Raw genomic sequence first — 19,852 nt, 5'->3', positions numbered from 1 at the left:
AAATTTGAGTATATGTGTTTTTGTAATTAGCAATTGACAAACAATAAGAGTCTCAGATGCCGTTTTATAATTAGTGAGATATAATGATTTAATGTCAAATGAGACTGAACGCTAATGTACGTGCCATCTACTCAAGTTAACAAATTATGTATAGGCCAGCTCGATAAACTGTTTGAGTGCCTTTTTGATCTCTTCCTGACCTGAAGGCTGCTGCAAATCTATCCCGCAGAAAGGATTCTCCTGCATCTTGGCATGGAGGGTAAGGTAATACACTCCCCCCATCAATATGGCGTACATTGCCCTGAAGTTTTTATCGGTATTGTTAAAATGGCCATCAAATACCTCGCCCAGCACCTGATCGCCGATGTTTTCCCGCTTCAGGTCCAGCTCCTTCAGTGAAGGCAGCTTTTCGCTAAGCCCCCAGGTGATAATGCGGCGCATTTCCTCGTTTTTGATCAGACTGTCAAACTAGTCCTCCAGCACGTTGTAAGCAAGCGCTTTCCCTGAATCTGCCCTGCTGGCCTCTACAATGGCCCCGACATTTTCCGGATTGATTTTCCAGTAATCATTGGCATCGAGATATTCCTTCACCAATCCTTCAAGGCTGCCAAAATAATCATAGATCAGCCGACTGTCTACCTTTGCCTGATCAGCAACCCTGCTGATGCTTAATCCGGAAAAGCCGTTTTTTTTTCAGGATTTTTCCGAGTGCGGCAATTATGTTGGCCTTGGTCCGCTGCTTGTTCCTAACTGGTCCATCCGTAACTTTTCTTGCCATTCGATTCAAATTTAATGCAATTTGCATTTTTTATGCCATGATCAAAGATTTTTGCCGGATAAGCGCACAGGCTGAGCCTTTCGCAAATCCAATACAGAATACCCTGTTATAGAAGTATATTGACTGCCAGGCAAGCCATTTTCAATAGATCACCTCATCGCAACCCGCAAATGATTTCTGTATTTTGCGCTATGAAAGGATGTCTACTCATTACACCTTGTTCCATGATGACTTTTTGTTCTGAATCGCTGATTATTTTTGCGGCACTATTTTATTCACCATATCATTGATGGCAGATTCGATCACTTGTGGTTGTTCCTGGTTAATATAATGACCACTGTTCGGTATTAAGATCTGTTTGCTTTTTGTGGAAAGTAGCAGAAAATCTTTCTGCATTTTATTCCAGGCACTTAGCATTTCTGTCTTTAGTTTTCGATCCTTGATGGAAGAATCAAAGCGTTTTTCATCTGCCGCGGTCAATACATAAAGTGGAATTGCACCAAAAGATTTTATTTTTGATGCTTCTTTTTTGATGGGGCGCATCTGATCCTGCTCTTCCAGCACTGCATCAGCGCTTTTGTAAAGCAAAGCCGGCATTATGGTGTTTTGATATGCATATTGTTTGTTATTGGGAAACATACCTTTAAACATCAATCTCACAAGTCCAAAAGTGTTCGCGAATTTTAGAAAGCCACCCGGCAGCCCCTGATTGACCATTTTAAATAGTTCAGGAGATAAATATCTTTCATCATCAGGGCATTGACTATCTACAAATATTACACCTGCAACATCTTTAGGGTATTTGTTGATAAAAAAACGGACCAGTGTGCCTCCAAAGGAATGGCCTACAAGAATATACGGTTTTGGGGCCTTAGCTTTTTCCAGCAAAAGATGTAATTCTTTAGCCATTTCCTCACCTGATTTTGGATTTTTGCCTCGCTCACTCCATAAAATTCCGGCTCTGTCATAAGAGATGCTTGTATAAGAGCTTGGCAATTCTTGTTGAATATTGTACCATTGCAGATGTCCGGCTGGATCAAATGCCGTTTCAAATACAATGGTTGGTCCGCCGTTCCCTTTTTTGTAATAATGAAGACGATGATCGTCAACTTCTACAAACTGGCCATCAGGTTTAATTTTTTCAGCAGCATTCCGTGAGATTCTTTCAAAAATAAATCCGATCAGGAGTAACAATATTAGCAAAGTAACTAAGCCCAGGCCTATACGTTTGGTCCATTTTAGAAAAGTTTTCATATTTTTTTTATTACAAATGGTGTTTGTTTTAGCGGGGATTTTCCTGATACAATCGGATTTTCCATTCTTCATCATATCGGGTAAAGCAGTATTACGACTTTTTAAGCTTGCACTTTAGCATGCTGCAAATGGCCAGCAACTTATAATAAACGTTGAAGCCATTGCAAAGGAATGACCATTATTTAATGTTTATTCCTCCACACCTTCAAGATGCGCAATTAGTTCGATTTCCAACTTTGCATCGGGCTCATATAACCTGTTTACCTGAACCCAGCTTGCAGCAGGAAAGTCGTCTTTATAGAACGCTTTTCTTGCAGCATTATACTTTTTCATAGCTTCAATATCAGTAGTGTAAAGTGTCTCTTTAACAACGTTCTTTGAGGTAGCACCAAAGGCTTTGAGGCATTGATTAAGCCTTTTATAAACCTCTGTGATCCCTTTTGGACTCAGGTCATTTGTAGGAACGCCCGATATGTAAATTACCTTACCGGATTTAACAACCTGGGCATATCCCGCCGTTGTATTTTGATCTTTACCACTGTTCCAATGCCATTTTTCCTTATCTATTGTTAGCGGCTTCTTTTCCCGTTTACCTAAAGCAATATTTTCACGATCACTGTTTTTGCAACTGCCAATGGCCAGCATAAACAGCAATAGAGCATAATTAAGCAACAGTTTATATGTTTGTTTCATCTTGATTGTACAAATTTCAGTTATCATTATTTTTACCGGTTTCTTAGATCGTTATTTTTAAGTTTAACGCCGTATTGATAAAGATCTTCGTAAATTTCAAAGAATTTATTCTCTTCCTTTTCACTCAACGAAGTATTGACGAACAGGATGACGCCAACTTCCTTATTTAAATCAGAAAGCATAAAAACCCTTACACCAGGATCCGATCCATTATGCCCGATCCGCGTTGCACCCATTTTTGTCGCCCAGAAAATACCTGAATTCAGTGATTGCGGTTTTACATTTTCGGGTTTGTTAGCCTCATTAAACTGGAACCTGAGCATTTCCTCAACGGTTTCAGCTTTTAATACCTGCCTGTTTTTAAACTTCCCGTTGTTTAACAAACAGATAAAGAAATTGCTTAGATTATCTACAGATGTGCGTACGCCACCATCCGGATAAGTGGTACAGCCGTACAAGGGTATTTCCCTGACTTTATCATCTTGTTTTTCGTAAAGTTTTGTATGCTTTTTCAGGTTTACTTCAGCCATAAACCATCCGGTATCGTCCATCCTCAAGGGATCGAACAGGTACTTTTTACTGTATTCATTCAATTTTTGACCTGTCCTTACTTCGACGATATAACCCGCGAGTGCTGCTCCGATATTGGAATATTCACGGAATGTTCCTGGTTTATGGTTAAGGAAGTTTTCTTTCGAATAATACTTTCCGCCAGGAATAAAATAGTTCTTTAGGAAATCACCCAATGGCTCCGGAGAGTCTTTACCATTGAAGTAAAGGCTATCGGTATAGAAGGGATACCTGTCGGTAAGTCCTGAAGTATGCGTGGATAAGTTTCGAAGGCTTATTTTTTCTTCCGGAAAATAAGGATTATGAATTTTGAAAGGGAGGTACTTGTTAATATCCTCATCCAGGGAAATTTTCCCCTGCTCTACCGCTTTCATGAGACAAGCACCCGTTACCGTTTTGGAAACCGATGCAATATTCATCAAAGTTGATGTGGTGAAAGCTGCACCGGTTTGCTTATCGGAAAATCCATACCCTTTTTTCCAGACAACTTTTTTATCGACAATAATGGCTGCACCAAGTCCGACAATCCCACTTTCAGACATCTTTTTACTCATCAGGCTGTCAATGTTTGGGCTTCCGGCATTGCTTTGGGCGTAAACAGGCATGGTGAGAACCATTATTCCAACGCAAAGCAGGAGTATCCGCTTGTAATTATTCATAAAAATTATATTTCATGTTAAATTAAGAATTTTATGATCGGTCTTATCCATCCAATACTTTTTTACGGCGCGTGGACTATTTAATTACCAGCGCTTTTCTTTAACACCCTTTAATACAAATCCAGCGATATCTCCTATTAACTTTGTTGGAGAATTGCAGTCGCAATTGCTTAGTCCTATTACGTAAATATCCTCGTCCGGAATGTACACCGCCATTGTTTTAAAGCCAAAAATGCTGCCTCCATGTTCACGGGTTGGGGTTCCGTCTATATCGCGGATATGCCAGCCGTAACCATAAGTATATTCCGTTCCATTATTTAGTTTGTATTTGCTGAACGCCTTATTTGTTTCTTTCGCATCAAGGAGGAGATGACAGTTTAATGCCATTTGCCATTTCAACATATCACTTGCTGTCGACATTAATGAACCCGATGAAAAGGGTACACTAAAACTGATCATGGTTTTGTTAACATATCCGGATTCTTTTTTGTGATACCCGTACGCCCTTTGATTGATGACTTTCCTATCGCTTGCATAATATGACCGGCTCATTCCAACTTTATCGAAAATTTGATTTTTGATAAAATCTTCATAATGCACTCCGGAAATGATTTCGATCAGATAACCTAAAAGTACATATCCTGAATTATTGTATTCAAACTTTTCTCCTGGTGCAAAATCGACAGGTTCATTTTTAAAAAAATCAACCATCATTTTAGGTGTCATTTCCCTTTGCGCAATATCCGATAACGCTTTCATTTTTGTAAAATCCTTTATTCCCGAAGTGTGTGTTAAAAGATGGTGTATGGTTATTTTCTCTCCATTGGGATAATCCGGAATATACTTTAGAACAGGGTCTTCCACTTTAAGTTTACCCGCTTGTTCCAGCATAAGAATAGCTACTGCTGTAAACTGTTTGGTCATAGATCCCAGTTCGAAAACATTTTCAGTGCTCAGATTATCGCCCAGTTCCAGGTTCGCCTTACCAACAGCTTTTTGATAGATTGGCTTTCCCTTTCTGGAAACCATAAATACACCTCCTGGCCCGTTTGGATCCTTAAAATCCTTTAAAATCAAACTGTCGATCCCCTTTTCAAGGCGCTGTGCGTGCAAAGAAAGAGCAGAGCTGATCAGAATAAACAGAAAAACAATCCGGCAAAGGGAATACTTACATTTTGTCATAATAGATATTTATAATTAAGACGCAGAAAAGGAAATAGAGGTTACAATGATTGCCTTCTCTTTCAATGAAATATCAATGGATTGATGAATTTGGGCGGACTGCAGTTATATTTTAGCTCTAATTCTTAAATCCTGAAACCTTAAAGTTACTCACCAGCCCCCCCGCATCATTAGCATATTCCCAGGGTGCCGTTATATAAAAGTTTTTAGCCGCAGCAGGACTAAACAAAACGGTATCAGCAAGTTTGATATTATTGAGATATACGGCCATCTGTTGCCCGCGTTAATGGTAGCTCCGGATTTTTCTGAAGTGCTATTTTTGTCCATCTTTTTTTCAATGGCTTTTGTGGCTTTCTCTTTTGCTTTGTCAAGCAGTCCGCCGAGCTGGGCATGCGCCTCAATTCCGGAAATCAACATTAATGTAAGCAGCACACCGGTAATTTTTTATCTGTTCGCATGGTATAGACTTATTGTTTTGTAAAATTAATGCAGTTTGACCTTAACGATCTCGCCGTTTTCTTTTACCTCGACAAACTCTTCGATCCTGTCTTCATGGTCAACCGAATAGTTCTTCTGTTGATAATAATCTGTCTGTCCATAGCCATTGTAGCCACTGCCTGTATATTGGTTATATGTACCATAATGAGTATAGCCAAGAACCCCCTGTAGAAAATATTTTCCCGGCTTCATCTCAGGAAAAGTGAATTCTCCATCACTATTGGTAATTGCTTCGAGCCTATATCTGTAGGCTTGGTCGGAAAGATAAACATAGCGCCTCCTTCTAAGGCTTTCCTTGTCTTTTCTTAATTGGTACCAGGCCTCAAAATAAGGGGTAACGGGAAAAAGGGTTACTTTGATTTTATTGGCATAAATCCGTTGACCGGCTTTAAAGCCCATATTGTTTTTAGCTTTGGTAAAAGCAACTCCCTTTATCGTACCTGTACCTTTTGCCAGCATTTTTTTTGCCTGCAGGGAGTCGAATGTTACTTCCGGACGGAAGATCTCTACCTTATCTTTTTTTTCAGGCTCTTTATACTGTGCAGAAACTACAGCTGTTGCTAATATTACATAGAGAAATGTAAAAACATATTTTTTAAGTTTCATGATATTGATTTTATGGATTAATAAGTGTTTGACAAGGAAGATTGAATGTACCCCCGGTAATGTTAATTGCCTACCCTGCCCTGTTGCGTACTTGCCGAAAGACACATGGAGATGAATATAAGACATAGTATAGCCAAAGCACTGTTTAAGTGCTGTCGTGTCGGACAATGGTAGATTTAGCTAAAAAAGCTTCTTTCGAGGGTAATGTTTTCATAATTTCATGCTAATTTTGGTATAAGAGCAAAGCTATTGGATGTGGCCACCAAAAGAAATACCGGTTTTTATCGTTTTTTTTCTACTGGTTTTTAGGTATTTTCTATAACAGATGGATGAAATGACAATGAGTTGGGAATTATGTCTGATATTTACAGGTAAATTTCCCTTACCTGAAAGGTAACCTGATCTACGGCCAATGAATAAACTTCTTTTTTAACCATGACAAAATTTTTTCTATTCCTGATAGGTATTTTGGTTTCATTCAAATCTGTTGGCCAACAGCAGGTTCCCCTTAATGAGCAGCATTATCTCGACAGCCTGCATCACATTCTACAGAAAAAAATTACAGATAGCTCAAGAGCGAGCACCAATTTTCTATTGGTAGAATACTGGAAATACAAAGACACCTTAAAGAGTAAAGCCTACCTTGAGGCAGGTACAGCTGCCGCTAAAAACGATAAATTTTTAAATGCACTGGCACTTTTCTCTAAAGGGCAGTATTATTTCAACTGGAACAAAGCGAAGGCATCCGATGCTTTTAAAAAAGCTGCAGAAGCACTTTCGCCATTCAACACTAAAATCGCCTATGCAAAGCAGGCTGCATCATGGTTTAATTATGCCTTGATGAATATAGACAAAATGGGCTATGGTTTTATGACTAAAATAACCCTGGAAAAAGCTATTCCTATTATAGAAAAGACGGGCGATCCGGCACGCATCGCTTACTATTATACGCAGCTCGCCACTATTCTGATGAACAACTACCAGTTTTCAAAAGCGACGGCCTATAATGAAAAAGCCATCGCCTTACTGGAAACCAAAAACCCTGGTTCTACCGATCTGTTGTTTTCCTATCTTTCAGGGGTAAGCATCTATTGTTATGACAACAAAACCGACAAAGCCCAGGTACTTCTGGAAAAAGCACAACGGCTGCTGAAGCCATACCCCTCCTCTTTAAACTATCCGATATACTATTATAATGAGGCGCTTTACTACTCCACCAAAACGTTATACGATAAGGCACTCGCAAGTATAGACAAGGGGATTCCGCTAGCTAAAAAGTATAACCAGAAACAGATCTACCAACAATTTTTTTTCCGCAGATATGATATCTATCAGCAGCAGAAAAAATATGCCGAAGCCCGACAGATCTTACTGGATATTGTTAAGGAAGGAACTTTGACCGCCAAAATGAATGACAGGGCAGAGATTTATCTGGAACTGGCGAAAATGAGCGAAAAGTTAAGGGATTATAAAGAGGCATACCACTGGCTGAACAAATACAGGCAGACCAATGACAGCATCAACAGCGACCAGACAAAAGTAAAGATCAATGAGCTGGAGACAAAATACAGAACTGCAAGAAACCAGCAAAAAATACAGGCCCTGCAATCGGAGAACAGGCAGGCACAGCTTAATGCCCGTAATGACCACTTGTATAGGCTTATACTTGGTTTGGGATGTCTTTTCCTGCTCCTTTTACTCGTTTTCGTTCTTTTAACAGCCCGGAGTCGGCGCAAGCTGGCACAGCAAAAAGAGATTAATTACAAGCAACAGCTTAGCGAAATGGAAAAAAAGCAACAGCTCAAGATTACCAAAGCCATGCTTGAAGGTGAAGAGCTTGAAAGGGAACGCGTTGCAAGGGATCTTCATGATGGACTTGGCGGCATGCTGTCTGGAGTTAAGATAGGGCTTTCCGGCTGGACAGATACACAGCCCGGCATGTCCGGAGATAAAGACCTTCACCGCATTATCGGACAGCTGGACACCTCGGTTACGGAACTGCGCCGCATTGCCCGCAACATGGTACCTGAGACTTTACTGAAGTTTGGTCTTGAAATCGCTTTAAAAGACCTCTGCGAATTTTATATGCGTGATGGTTTGCGTATCACTTCAGAAATGTTCGGCATTCAGAAAAATATTGCGATGAATGTACAGCTTAACATCTACCGAATCGTGCAGGAACTCATATCAAATGCGATCAAGCATGCCCATGCAGACAATCTTATACTGCAATGCAGCCAAAACGAAAATACTATTTTTATTACTTTTGAAGATAATGGACAGGGCTTTGATATGGACACCCTTTCTGATAAAAAAGGAATGGGCCTTGATAATCTTAAGAACCGCATCGCCTTTCTGCAAGGGAAATTTGAAGTGCATTCCGCTCCTGGCGAAGGAACAAGTATAGATATAGAACTTAAAACCAATATCGATGAATAAACTGCTTACTGTTATCGTAGATGACCATCCCATTGTTATTGAAGGGCTTAAGACGCTACTTAAAAATGAAGACAATCTGGAAATTGTAGGCGGCTTTTCAAATGGCGCACAGCTCCTTTCTTATTTAAACAGAAACCCTGTAGATCTTATCTTGCTGGATGTTACCCTGCCGGATATTGGTGGGATGGAACTTTGCCAGATGATCAAAGCGCAATTCTCTGCTACCACTATACTCATCCTCAGCAACCATACCGAGCGGAGCATTATTATGCAGACCATACAAAACGGTGCCAGTGGCTATCTCCTCAAGAACAGTTCACTTGACGAACTTCGGCAGTGTATTGCAGAGGCAGTAAAAGGAAATATATGCTACAGTAAGGAAGTAGTAGAAATTATCAGCCGCCCAACTAAAAACCAGTTGCGCAATACACCACAGCTCACCAGAAGGGAAAAGCAAATTCTATCGCTCCTGGCGCAGGGAAAGACCAGTCAGAATATTGCCCAGGAGTTCTTTTTAAGCCCGTTAACTGTAGATACCCATCGGAGGAACCTGATACAGAAGTTTGAAGTCAAGAATGTCGCCGAACTGATAGCAGCTGCCCACCAGCAGCAATTGTTATAAACTTCCAGCCGGTCAAATCGATCTGGTATCAACTCTTCTTATGTTTCTCTTTTAACACCTGGATTTATGATGAAAATTATCAATCAAACATTTTCTTTCTTAACATGTATAATCCTATTTTTTTTATCTTGTGCGTCATCGGCAGCACAAAGCCTTCCTACCAATAAGGCTGCAGCTACAAAACCTTTCTCATTTCCACTGCAGATGGAAATGCACGTACTTTTCGATCCAACTTCTTTTCCAAGTGGACAAAAATCTTTTCTGATATATGAGCTGTACTTAACCAATTTTAGTACATCAGCTATAAGTTTGCGCGGTATTGAATTAAGAGACGCAAATAACGAAAACAGCAGTCCTATGATATCTTTTGATGTGCTAGAACTGCATAACATGGTAAAAATTTTAGGTGTAGAGGAGTCAAAAGATAATCTAACTATTGGAGGTGGTCAGAGCGCCATTGTATTTATTGAAGCAAAGTTAAATAGTCCACTTTCTTTTCCTGAGAAAATAACACACCGGATAATCACAGGGAATGACTCTTTAGACGGGGCAATAATGGTTACCCATAAAACAAACCTTCAAACACTTAGTCCTCCCGTAAAAGGTACCGATTGGATCGCAGCCGATGGCCCTGGCAACAGCGTTGATAACCATCACCGGCGAGGCGTTATCATCCTTAACGGGCATGCGGTTAATTCAAGAAGATTTGCAATTGACTGGAAAAAGGTCAAAGATAGCCTGTCCTTTTCCGGCAATCCGCGCGATGTACATTCCTATTTCTGTTATGGTGAACAGGTGTTTGCGGTTGCTGACGGAAAAGTAATCGCTGCAAATGATGGCTTACCCGATAATATTCCGGGGCATGGAAAAGAATTTCATCCTGCTGTTCCACTGACATTTGAGAAACTTGCAGGCAATAAAATAGTGATTGATCTCGGTAACGGTCAATATGCACATTATATGCACCTGCAGCCGGGCAGTGTACGTGTTAAAGCAGGAGATCATATTCGTAAAGGAGAAATACTAGGCAAAATTGGCAATTCAGGGGATGCGCGTGAGCCACATCTGCATTTCGAGGTTACAACTTCACCTATGCTACTCAAGGGAGAAGGATTACCTTATTTAATTGATCATTACCGACTGGGGGTTAAACAAGGTTTTAATGACATTCACAACAAAGAATTGCCTAAAGAGAAAGAAATTATTGCTTTTAGGGAATAAAACTCAGGAAGATAATATTGATTTTGCAAGAATAATAAAACATTCGGATTCAAAACAAAAACGGCAACCCATTCACTGAGTTACCGTTCATTACCTTTAAATGAAAGAAGTATTTTATAAATTATCTGTTCGCGATTCCAATGCGTTTTGTATTGCAGTAGGAATGTTAGATAGAAGATCATAACCAGTTGCTGATTCTATGGCGTCAACACTTGTACGGTATGTTTTCCAGTTGGTATTTAAGCCGTTTGTATTAGGCATATTTACTGAAATAACACGGGTAGATGAAGTAATCCGGTTTAAATCGTCATTACCGTTTGCCAATACCACAATTACTTTCCAGGTATTGGATGGAACATTAACCCGACCGTTATCAATGGTATAGGTAATCCCTCCGTTACTACCCGTGCCGCCAGAACCATAAGAACCGCAGATGATGTAAACTTCATTTCCTGATGTAACCAGTGAACGGGCATAATTTTCGAGGTCAGCCCATGGCCCCTGGTTATTATTTGGAGCCTGTGGCATCATGTTGCTCATTAAAAAAGTAGAAGAGTTGGCGGCTACTGATGCTGTTCTATCAGCAGAAGGACAATTGTGGCCACGATCGAAACCAGAGCCAGAGTAACTGCTGTTAGATACCTGATACCAGCCGGAAGGCAAAGTATTATCAGCCCGGAAATCGTCCTGACGAGAGGTTGAACCCAGATCTGAAGACGAGATATGCCAGCTTACCCAGTTAGGTGTAGCCCTGCTTTTGCTATATGAACTTGTATAATAGCTACGCTCCATCAAATAATTTTCAGGATAAGAAATGTTTGCAACTGCATTACTTGGGTTACCCATTAAAAGGTTATTGTTATCTCCCGGAGTGGTAGTTGGAGGTGTTGTAGTTCCGCCACCGGTTGAAATGCTGAAATCATCGATATTGATGCGGTTAGTACCGCCACTGATTTTGCGAACCTGAAAACGCACATTTCCGGAAATTGCCGTATTAAAAGTGACAGTTGATAAACTGGCTGCACTACTGGTGATGGTGCTTCCGGTTTGCTGCCAGCTCGACCCTCCATTAGTTGAATACCACAATTGCCAGGTACTATTGCCGTCAGTACCATATTTGGCGTGTGCAATGGTAACAACATCAGCGCCGCTTACGTCGAAGTTCATGCCCAGTATCCCGGTATTGCGGATCCTTACCGACTGACTCCCGTTTTTTGCATCAGCAGCCTGATTTCCAATTAAAGCATCGTTCATGGTCCAGCTTCCGCTGCTTAATGTTACGGATGCAGTACTGTAACTGCTTTTCGTACCTGATTCGAAAGACTCCGGAAAACCTGAAACTACAGCTTGCTCGCTTGCTACAGCTGCTTTGGTGTTTAGTTTTTGCTCAAAGACACTTGCTCCTGGTTCGGTTTGATTTTCTTTTTTACAGGCAGCAAGGCCCAGGCACAATATGGCCAGTAAGCTTAATTTTTTTAATGCTTTCATGCTTAAATTTGGTTTGTTATGTAATTAGATTTTATTTCTAAGTTTCTATAGCGAAGGTTTCTATAGCCAGGCAGCTGCCATCGGATAGATAGCCAATAATCAGGACAGGAATCCTGCTTGCACCTTCTATGCGAATGACCTGCAAATGAGATAGGTTTTGATTTAAAAACAGCTGGATGGCCTTAATTTTCCTGGCATTTTCTACCATTGGCGCATCTGATGGGTCTACTTTGGAAACAATGTGATGAAAAAATGCATCAGCATCCAGTTGTTTTAAACTAGAGAGATCAGCTTGATATTGAACTGCAATTTTATTCAATATGCCATCAGGCGAAATCTTTCCCCAATTGACTACTTTAAATGGATTTTCTGATTCAGTAAAATACAATACCCCCGAAAGAAGTTCGGTAATTGTATCCAGGATATTGTTATACATGCAAATGGAATAGGGATGTTTACTATTTACAGCTCCTAAATTATTAAATATGCATGCAAACTATGCTAATAACAGATTATCATAGTGTTAATTTTTATATGTATTTAACTAAAAATGAATCTATTTAACGTGAGTTCGGAATAAGGCTGATTAAGATCCTATAAGGTACATAATTACAAGTATCTTCATATCAAAAAGAAAGCATAATTTGTTATATTTAAGTGTCGAATTTAAAGTTCATTTAGAACAAAATACCCCGACAGCGCCTTCCAAGATAACCTACTGATAATCAAAAAAAAAAGGGCTGCTTTTTAACGAGCAACCCTTTAAAAAATCGACCATGAATCTGCTCGATGAGGAGTTAAAATAGTAAAAGAATTATAAGTATATATTTACAATAAATCAAGCTAAGGGAATGAAATCTGTAAAGTAAACACCAGCTTTAAGTCAAATCTAATCATGAGCGCAATTGGATGTCAAACCATAATCGGGATTGCCGGAACAGCAACCCCGATTATGTTAATGATACAGCCTGATCAGCCGGAAATCATCAATTATTATTAATATTTGTAACCATTGGTACAATCCGCAAGTTGGCCACAAAGAGTTGAAATTTCGACAATGCTTTCGAAGGGAAATTTTGATAATAATTTACAAATGCCACACCCGAATTCACACTTGCATTATCCGTAATATAGCTTTGCAAAGTACCTAAAGGGAGCCCCCCCGAGGTAGCCTTGAAATAGCTTAAAGGTATGGTAACGGTTTGCCATTGGTTGTTAAAATTATAAGAAGCGGTTGATAAACCAGCCCACCAGCCAAAATTATTGGTAGTAAAGGAGTTAGCACCGCCGTTGGAAATATTCATCCGGTAGGAGATTACACCCGAAGTCCAGGGTTGATTCATGTACAACTCAAACTGGATCCCCAGGTTGTTCATCTGCGTTGTGGCTGATATTTGATTTGCCGAATTATCAATCACCTTTTGCAAAGCCTTAACCATCTGAAAACGTAAAAAACCTGTATTGTTTTTGTCATCGTTGCCTGTACCAACCGCTATATCTTTAGCCGCTGCCGGAATAGCAATAACATTTTGCGGATTATTGGCCAGTTTGGTAGCCGCCGCAACATTAGCACCTGATAGTGTGGTATAACCAGTTCCTCCTGTTTGAGGTACTTGCGCATCGGTTGTTGTTTCCATAAATATTCCTTCCCTATAATACATGTACGGAGGAGTAGAGTATACAGTTCCATCAATTGTCAGGCTAATCGCGCCGCTTTTATTCATATCAATACCGGCAGGCACAGTAAAGGCGATGGTGGTATCGGTTTTCGCGGCTATTGAAACTGCCAGACTGCCCGGCATCTCCACCTTGGTGGTGTTTTTTAGATTTTTTCCGCTTACCACCACCATATCCCCGGGAAACGGCATAGTAGCCGAAACGCCATTGATAGCAGGAATACGATTTACATCGCGGAATACAAAATGATTATAAACTGCTTCACCGTTTTTTGTAACGATACGGATTGTGTTCCGTACAGTGGTATCGGCAATATCTCCCCCGGTTGGAAGGACAGCTGGTATTGAGAATATAATGTTGTTATCGGTAACATTTGCCGCCGAGAAAGATGTAGCAACACCATTGCAATAGATTGCGCGCAACCCCGAAAAACCATGCCCTTGCAAACGCACCCATGCGCCCAGGTTAGAAATGTTGATCTGCACAGTAGGATTCGGGTACTGATTAGTCCATACTCCGTCAATCTTTATATCAGCTGTGTTTTGTTTTTTACAGGATGACAGCGCAATACAGGAAAGCAATATAATGCCCATCCCCCAAATAAAACATTTTATATCGATAGCTCTTTTCATAATTATAAAGTTTAAAATTTGTAAGGAACAGGTGCACCGTTCAAATTGGGATCGCTGTTAATTTCAGCGGCCGGATAAGGTAAGGCCCAGATATTCGACTTGGATCCAATAGCATGTACATAAGAGCCCGCCGGGAGGTTATGCACCACCTGCTGTGAAATATAGCCGGCCTGAACCCGCGGAGAGTTGTCCCAGCCTGCTGTATTAGGGAATCTAGGCGGATCATATGTATAGGAATAAGAAGCGTAGTTTGTAAAATTGGTTGTTGGGTCACTGTCTTTCAATTTGTTGTTTAAAAAGTTAAGTGTCCAGTCCATATCGTAAAACGAGCGCCTCACCAGATCAGGCCAGTAGGTCATTTCATAAAACAGCTCTTTACGGCGTTCTAATAATAAATCATTTCGTGTAACTAACGTATAAGGCTGATAGCCTGTTGGATTGAGGTAAAAAGCACGTTTTCTAACCTTATTGAAATTTTCCAGCGCTGTTGCATCTGACGTTTGTGTTGCCGTTCCCATAATGGCTTCCGCATACATCAGGTATACTTCCGACATCCGTAAAGCGGGTGATACCAAACCGCTGTTTCCTGCTACTGCTGCACCATCGGTATCTTTGTTGCTTCCCACAACAAATTTTTTGATGTTACATTTGGTTTTGGAATTAGACGGCACTGTAAAACTGCCTGCTGCCAGCTGTGTACCCAGGTAGGCATAGTTTTGCCCTGGTATAAAAACGTTACCGCGCAATCGCGACTGCGCGCCGTCCTGAACCAGCAACCGGAGCAGGTCATAAGAAATAAACACATTGCTTCCGCCCGTAAGGTTACCGGTTACATCACCGTTAAAAGAAAGATTATTTAATACATTTCCCAAGCCGTAATCTGCAGCGCCTGGTAAAAATTGATAACCAAAAAGCACTTCTGCATTGTTGTTAGTTTGTACTTTCCAGATATCTTCATAATTATCAAGCATTCTGTAAGATGACAGATTAATTACGTCCAGACAAGACTGCTTCGCCAAATCAAAATATTTCTGTGCCATTTCCGCATTGCTGCTTACGCCATTTCGCTTTAAATATTCGCTTGAAAACCGACCTCCCATAGCGTAATCCGCACCGGTAAGCAGTACTCTGGCAAGCATAGCCTCGGCACTGTATTTGGTTACCCGTCCTTTGCTATCTGTAGCGGGCAGGGTTTGAGCGGCAATCGTCAGATCGTTGATAGCATATTGCAGCACATCTTCAAATGAATTAGGCGGCACCAACGTATTCAGTACATATTGTCTTGGATCGTCGATAATCGGCACATCATGCCATAACATCGCCAGATACCAATAAGAATAGCCCCTGATAAAACGGGCTTCGCCCTCACAACCCTTGGCCCGTGTTGCGTCTACACCGTTGGTTATACTCAGCGGTACATAATCATTTATAATGTAGTCTGCCTGAGTTACCGCTACATATAACGATCCCCAGGTTTGAAATAATTCGTTAAAGTTAGAATTTTCGGCAAATAAGGCTAAGGCAGATATTGTGCCCGTAACCCCATCAACATAAACATTATTTGCCCGCCCCTCTGTAATGGTTCGCGCATAATCATTAAATTTATTCCATGGCGTTGCATATAGGAAAGCCGTAGTTGCCCGAAGGTCTTCTATTGTTGTAAAAGAGTTGCTTACCTGCTTTTGTGTATCAGAATGCACTTCAAGGTATTTTTTACATCCGGAAAAAAAGGTTAGCCCCAGTGTACATAGAAGTGTAATAAGTATATTTTTATTTTTCATGATAATAAGGGTTAAAAGTTCATATCCAAACCAAATGTGTAAAAACGGGATGAAGGAATTCTACCACCATCTACACCATAAGTGAGCATATTTTGGCCGTTAAGTGAACCCACTTCCGGGTCATACCCACTGTACTTACTGAATGTGATGACATTTTGCAGGTTAGTATAAACACGTACGCTTTTAATAAACATTTTTTCCAAAAGCTTAGTAGGGAACTTGTAGCCCAGTGAAACGTTTTGAAGTCGTAAATAAGAGGCATCCTCTACATAACTATCGCTAAAAATGCTATTATTCGTATTTTGAACAGACATTCTGCCTAAACCTGGGTTTGCTCCCGGCAACACATACACATTCCAGATATTGGTATTTGCCGAATTGCCATCCTTGTAACCTAACCTGGCATAATTGGTTACAATTTCACTTACATTGGAAAGACTTCTCGGATCATCAGTCCGGCTTCTAAGGATATTGAATACCTTGCCACCAATAGATCCGTTAAAGAAAAAGCTGAAATCAAAATTCTTGTAAGAAAAGCTGTTGGTAAGGCCAAAAGTAAAACTAGGAAAAGGGCTACCTATATTGGTAATATCTCTCTCATTAACAATACCATCATGGTTAACATCGGCAAACAGCAAATCCCCGATGTAAGTTGAGGTAATCAGCGTTGGATCGTTGTTATTGATTATGGTACCGGTTTTATATTTAAAAGTTGGGGTAATTACTGTACTTGTACCATTGCCATTATCTTTCAGAAAGTCAGCGGCGGAGTTAATACGCCCAATCATTTGATAACCATAAAACTGGCTCACCGCGCTTCCGGCACTTGTGGAAGTAATGATATTTTTTCCGTTCGATGTATCGTACATTGGAATGCTCGCTGTAGCAGTATTCATCCGGGTAACCATGTTCCGGTTATAGGTAAAAATGGCCGTAGTTTTCCAGGAGAAGTTATCCCTGGTAATATTCCTTGTATTTACAGTAAATTCAAACCCCTTATTTTGAAGGGCACCAATGTTGTACCAGGGTGCTTGTGCTGAGCCAGGAATGTCAGATGTACCGGTAAAGGCAGGCAGGCTTAACCGAAGAAGCAAGTCGTCGGTCTTTTTAATGTATGAATCAAATACCAACTCAACCCGGTTATTTAATATCGTCAGGTCCATACCTGCATTCCATGATTTTGTAGTTTCCCAGGTCAGGTTGGGATTTGAAATATTTGCGGTTTGTAAACCGGTACCCTGACTATTTGTACGGATGTTGGACAGGTTGCTATCATAGGCAAAAGCGGCTACATTGGAGTTACCCACTATACCGTAGCTAAGCCTTAATTTGGCATTGCTGATGCTTCCCTTAAGCGACTTGAAAAAAGGCTCTTCAGAAAGACGCCATGCTATCGCTGCCGATGGAAAAGCTCCCCACTGATGACCTGGAGCAAAATTTGACGAGCCATCCCAACGCATCGTTCCGGTAAACAAATACCTTTCTTTGTAATTATAAGTAGCACGACCAAAAAATGACATCAGCCTGGAATTATACCCGCTTCCATTGTTTGTGGCGTAATTAGCATCGCCCGCATCTAATCCAGTTAGTACGTTAGAGCCATACTGACGGCTCCCGGTCAGGTAATCGCCTCTCCTGCTGATCATCTCCTGCCCAAGCATTAAACTTGTACGATGATTTGTACCAAACGATTTATCTATGTTCAGGATATTCTTCCATCCCAGGTAAAAATTATACGTTTTATCGTGCTTGTTTTCTGTATTGGCCTTGATTGATGCGCCGAACTGGTAGGCCGGCAAAAACTGCAGGTAATTATCTGTATTGGCATCAACATTCACCTCGGACCTGAAACTGATTCCCTTTGCCGGAAGCAATTGCAGATATAAATTACCACGGGTATCAAAACGTTCCCTGGTCCGGGTATTTAACATGGCTAACGCAACCGGATTTGAAAAACCAAGGGTATTGGCATCAAGGTCTGAAGTTGGACCGGCAAATGAACCATCGGCATTACGAATAGGTACTGCCGGACTTTGAAACAGCGCATTACCTACTGCTCCGAATGTGGAGATTGCTGTGCTTTGCTTATCCTGAGTAACATTCACCGTAGCGCCTATTTTGGCCCAGGGCTGAATTTCGTTATCCATATTTACCCGGAAAACAAACCTTTTATAATTAGCACCGAGCACAATGGCATCCTGGTTCAAATAACCTCCTGAAACGCTATAGGTAGATTCCTTATTACCACCGCGGACAGACAAATCGTAGGATTGCATAGGTGCAGTCTTAAACAATTCTTTCTGCCAGTTAGTGCCTTCGCCAAGATACTGCGGAAAACTAAAGTCTGCTCTCCGGCCATAACCAAGCACATCCGAAAAATCATTATGGTGTTGCGCGTATTCGCTGAGGTTCATCATATTGATGAGCTTCGGCAGTTTTTCAAGCCCGTAACGTGCATTAAAACTTAAGACAGGCTTGGCGTTCTTTCCTTTTTTCATGGTAATCAACACCACCCCATTAGCACCCTGAGATCCATATATAGCAGTGGCCGAAGCATCTTTTAAAACTTCAACACTTGCGATATCGTTCGAGTTGATGCTGGCCAAAGGGTTAACATCGTTGTTTCCTGTTTGCCCGCTGATGATCACCCCATCAATCACATAGATAGGCTCATTGGTGCTGTTAATGGAATTGACCCCACGAATCTGAACAGAACTTCCGCCACCGGGTACACCTGAATTCATCGTGCTTTGCAGCCCCGCTATCCGCCCTTGTAAGGCCTGATCTAACGTAGTCACAACCGAGTTAGCAAACACGTCCGACCCGATAGAGGATACAGCGCCGGTTAAATCGCTTTTGCGCATCGTAGAATATCCAACCTGTACCACTACTTCGTCCAGGTTCTTTACGTCTGCTATTAACTTTACATCAATTACCTTTTTATTATTTACGGTTATCAATTGTGCAACAAAGCCTAAAGAAGAAAATTTTAAGATAGCCCCGGGCGGAACCGATATTTTATACACCCCATCCTGATTGGTGGTGGCACCTTTTGAAGTGCTTAACTGCGATACGGAAACTCCCGGTAATGCTCCCCCCGCTTTGTCTGTTACACGGCCTGAAACCGTAATGTCCTGCGCTGCTACAGACAAAGAAGATAGCAGGATAAGGATACTAATGGGGATTTTAGTAAAAATTTTAGTCATTCTCATTATTTAATTGGTTTTAAATCAACTACCAGGTTGCGGATACGCCGTACAAATTCAGCACTATAATTTGGGGCTACTTATAAAAGACATACTTGGCAGACGAACTATTTGGTTATTTAGCGAGCAAGAAAGCAAATACTGACGGTCGCATTTTTTTCTTGTCATTTATTGCCTCAAAAGTAGAAACACACAACTGTCTAAGCTTCGACAATTGAGTAATATTACAATACAAATGTTCAACTAATGAACTTATATCGCATTTTCAGCTATGATTACCGACGAAATTTTTATTTAATACAACTGCTTCGCGCTTTTTGACAGACTTGATTTGGCTGGAAATCCAAAACCAGTTCGCGGAGACATTTGGTTAACATCTCTTGAGTTATGCTCTCTGCAAGGCCTATGTTTTGGAATCAATTTTAAGCCTGTTTAAAATTAAATAAAATTTATTCGTATGTCAGTCTGAGCGTAGTCGAAGACCATTTCAACGCATTAATAAAGTAAATTCGATTACGCTATCAATGACAGACTCCAAAAAAAGGT

At 40.8% G+C, this 19,852-nt stretch carries 16 protein-coding genes; 3 read left to right on the top strand and 13 right to left on the bottom strand.

Features of this window, described 5'->3' with window-relative positions; translation table 11 throughout:
• Positions 1-144: 144 nt before the first annotated feature.
• The 8 genes from IM793_RS24935 to IM793_RS22270 all read right to left on the bottom strand — a co-directional run bounded on the left by IM793_RS24935 (position 145) and on the right by IM793_RS22270 (position 6,240).
• Complete coding sequence (locus tag IM793_RS24935) at positions 145-441, bottom strand: hypothetical protein (RefSeq protein ID WP_227256353.1); 297 nt, start codon at positions 439-441, stop codon at positions 145-147.
• A 27-nt stretch (positions 442-468) separates the two neighbouring features.
• A complete protein-coding gene (locus tag IM793_RS24930) occupies positions 469-666 on the bottom strand; it encodes a hypothetical protein (RefSeq protein WP_370629847.1) in 198 nt (65 codons plus the stop codon).
• A gap of 364 nt (positions 667-1,030) precedes the next feature.
• Positions 1,031-2,032, bottom strand: coding sequence for an alpha/beta hydrolase (locus IM793_RS22295; RefSeq protein ID WP_193425259.1), 1,002 nt, complete (start codon positions 2,030-2,032; stop codon positions 1,031-1,033).
• A gap of 189 nt (positions 2,033-2,221) precedes the next feature.
• On the bottom strand, positions 2,222-2,725 hold the full coding sequence (locus tag IM793_RS22290) for a RidA family protein (protein WP_193425256.1): 504 nt from the start codon (positions 2,723-2,725) through the stop codon (positions 2,222-2,224).
• A gap of 32 nt (positions 2,726-2,757) precedes the next feature.
• On the bottom strand, positions 2,758-3,954 hold the full coding sequence (locus IM793_RS22285) for a serine hydrolase (protein WP_227256352.1): 1,197 nt from the start codon (positions 3,952-3,954) through the stop codon (positions 2,758-2,760).
• A gap of 84 nt (positions 3,955-4,038) precedes the next feature.
• Entirely contained in the window at positions 4,039-5,136 is a 1,098-nt protein-coding gene (locus IM793_RS22280; protein ID WP_193425253.1) for a serine hydrolase, read from the bottom strand.
• A gap of 118 nt (positions 5,137-5,254) precedes the next feature.
• A complete protein-coding gene (locus IM793_RS22275) occupies positions 5,255-5,407 on the bottom strand; it encodes a hypothetical protein (RefSeq protein WP_193425251.1) in 153 nt (50 codons plus the stop codon).
• 212 nt (positions 5,408-5,619) lie between these two features.
• The gene (locus IM793_RS22270) at positions 5,620-6,240 is read right to left on the bottom strand and encodes a carboxypeptidase-like regulatory domain-containing protein (protein ID WP_193425248.1); all 621 of its coding nucleotides are present in this window, start codon (positions 6,238-6,240) and stop codon (positions 5,620-5,622) included.
• A gap of 435 nt (positions 6,241-6,675) precedes the next feature.
• Between IM793_RS22270 and IM793_RS22265 the strand changes: the two genes are divergently transcribed.
• The 3 genes from IM793_RS22265 to IM793_RS22255 all read left to right on the top strand — a co-directional run bounded on the left by IM793_RS22265 (position 6,676) and on the right by IM793_RS22255 (position 10,522).
• Entirely contained in the window at positions 6,676-8,679 is a 2,004-nt protein-coding gene (locus IM793_RS22265) for an ATP-binding protein (protein WP_193425246.1), read from the top strand.
• A complete protein-coding gene (locus IM793_RS22260; protein ID WP_193425244.1) occupies positions 8,672-9,301 on the top strand; it encodes a response regulator transcription factor in 630 nt (209 codons plus the stop codon). The genes IM793_RS22265 and IM793_RS22260 overlap by 8 nt, the downstream gene beginning before the upstream one ends.
• A gap of 66 nt (positions 9,302-9,367) precedes the next feature.
• Complete coding sequence (locus IM793_RS22255; RefSeq protein WP_193425242.1) at positions 9,368-10,522, top strand: M23 family metallopeptidase; 1,155 nt, start codon at positions 9,368-9,370, stop codon at positions 10,520-10,522.
• 114 nt (positions 10,523-10,636) lie between these two features.
• Here IM793_RS22255 and IM793_RS22250 read toward each other — a convergent pair whose 3' ends face one another.
• From IM793_RS22250 to IM793_RS22230, 5 genes are all read right to left on the bottom strand, one after another.
• On the bottom strand, positions 10,637-12,010 hold the full coding sequence (locus IM793_RS22250; protein ID WP_193425240.1) for a DNA/RNA non-specific endonuclease: 1,374 nt from the start codon (positions 12,008-12,010) through the stop codon (positions 10,637-10,639).
• A 37-nt stretch (positions 12,011-12,047) separates the two neighbouring features.
• Positions 12,048-12,446, bottom strand: a complete 399-nt coding sequence (locus IM793_RS22245; RefSeq protein WP_193425238.1) for a nuclease A inhibitor family protein — start codon at positions 12,444-12,446, stop codon at positions 12,048-12,050.
• A 550-nt stretch (positions 12,447-12,996) separates the two neighbouring features.
• Positions 12,997-14,319: a glycan-binding surface protein gene (locus IM793_RS22240; protein ID WP_193425236.1), complete on the bottom strand. Its 1,323-nt coding sequence runs from the start codon at positions 14,317-14,319 to the stop codon at positions 12,997-12,999.
• Positions 14,320-14,330: 11 nt separating this feature from the next.
• Complete coding sequence (locus IM793_RS22235) at positions 14,331-16,100, bottom strand: RagB/SusD family nutrient uptake outer membrane protein (RefSeq protein WP_193425234.1); 1,770 nt, start codon at positions 16,098-16,100, stop codon at positions 14,331-14,333.
• Between the two features lie 11 nt (positions 16,101-16,111).
• The gene (locus IM793_RS22230; protein ID WP_193425231.1) at positions 16,112-19,306 is read right to left on the bottom strand and encodes a TonB-dependent receptor; all 3,195 of its coding nucleotides are present in this window, start codon (positions 19,304-19,306) and stop codon (positions 16,112-16,114) included.
• Positions 19,307-19,852: the final 546 nt, after the last annotated feature.

The organism is Pedobacter sp. MR2016-19 (genome assembly GCF_014947265.1).
Taxonomy (GTDB): domain Bacteria; phylum Bacteroidota; class Bacteroidia; order Sphingobacteriales; family Sphingobacteriaceae; genus Pedobacter.
This window is presented reverse-complemented; position numbering and strand designations above follow the sequence as displayed.

What these genes read in the sequence shown, in the direction of transcription:
- IM793_RS24935 (WP_227256353.1), bottom strand. Translation starts at nt 441, where the DNA reads ATGCGCCGCATTATCACCTGGGGGCTTAGCGAAAAGCTGCCTTCACTG.
- IM793_RS22235 (WP_193425234.1), bottom strand. Translation starts at nt 16,100, where the DNA reads ATGAAAAATAAAAATATACTTATTACACTTCTATGTACACTGGGGCTA.
- IM793_RS22245 (WP_193425238.1), bottom strand. Translation starts at nt 12,446, where the DNA reads ATGTATAACAATATCCTGGATACAATTACCGAACTTCTTTCGGGGGTA.
- IM793_RS22250 (WP_193425240.1), bottom strand. Translation starts at nt 12,010, where the DNA reads ATGAAAGCATTAAAAAAATTAAGCTTACTGGCCATATTGTGCCTGGGC.
- IM793_RS22275 (WP_193425251.1), bottom strand. Translation starts at nt 5,407, where the DNA reads ATGGCCGTATATCTCAATAATATCAAACTTGCTGATACCGTTTTGTTT.
- IM793_RS22270 (WP_193425248.1), bottom strand. Translation starts at nt 6,240, where the DNA reads ATGAAACTTAAAAAATATGTTTTTACATTTCTCTATGTAATATTAGCA.
- IM793_RS22265 (WP_193425246.1), top strand. Translation starts at nt 6,676, where the DNA reads ATGACAAAATTTTTTCTATTCCTGATAGGTATTTTGGTTTCATTCAAA.
- IM793_RS22280 (WP_193425253.1), bottom strand. Translation starts at nt 5,136, where the DNA reads ATGACAAAATGTAAGTATTCCCTTTGCCGGATTGTTTTTCTGTTTATT.
- IM793_RS22255 (WP_193425242.1), top strand. Translation starts at nt 9,368, where the DNA reads ATGATGAAAATTATCAATCAAACATTTTCTTTCTTAACATGTATAATC.
- IM793_RS22290 (WP_193425256.1), bottom strand. Translation starts at nt 2,725, where the DNA reads ATGAAACAAACATATAAACTGTTGCTTAATTATGCTCTATTGCTGTTT.
- IM793_RS22295 (WP_193425259.1), bottom strand. Translation starts at nt 2,032, where the DNA reads ATGAAAACTTTTCTAAAATGGACCAAACGTATAGGCCTGGGCTTAGTT.
- IM793_RS22240 (WP_193425236.1), bottom strand. Translation starts at nt 14,319, where the DNA reads ATGAAAAGAGCTATCGATATAAAATGTTTTATTTGGGGGATGGGCATT.
- IM793_RS22260 (WP_193425244.1), top strand. Translation starts at nt 8,672, where the DNA reads ATGAATAAACTGCTTACTGTTATCGTAGATGACCATCCCATTGTTATT.
- IM793_RS22230 (WP_193425231.1), bottom strand. Translation starts at nt 19,306, where the DNA reads ATGACTAAAATTTTTACTAAAATCCCCATTAGTATCCTTATCCTGCTA.
- IM793_RS22285 (WP_227256352.1), bottom strand. Translation starts at nt 3,954, where the DNA reads ATGAATAATTACAAGCGGATACTCCTGCTTTGCGTTGGAATAATGGTT.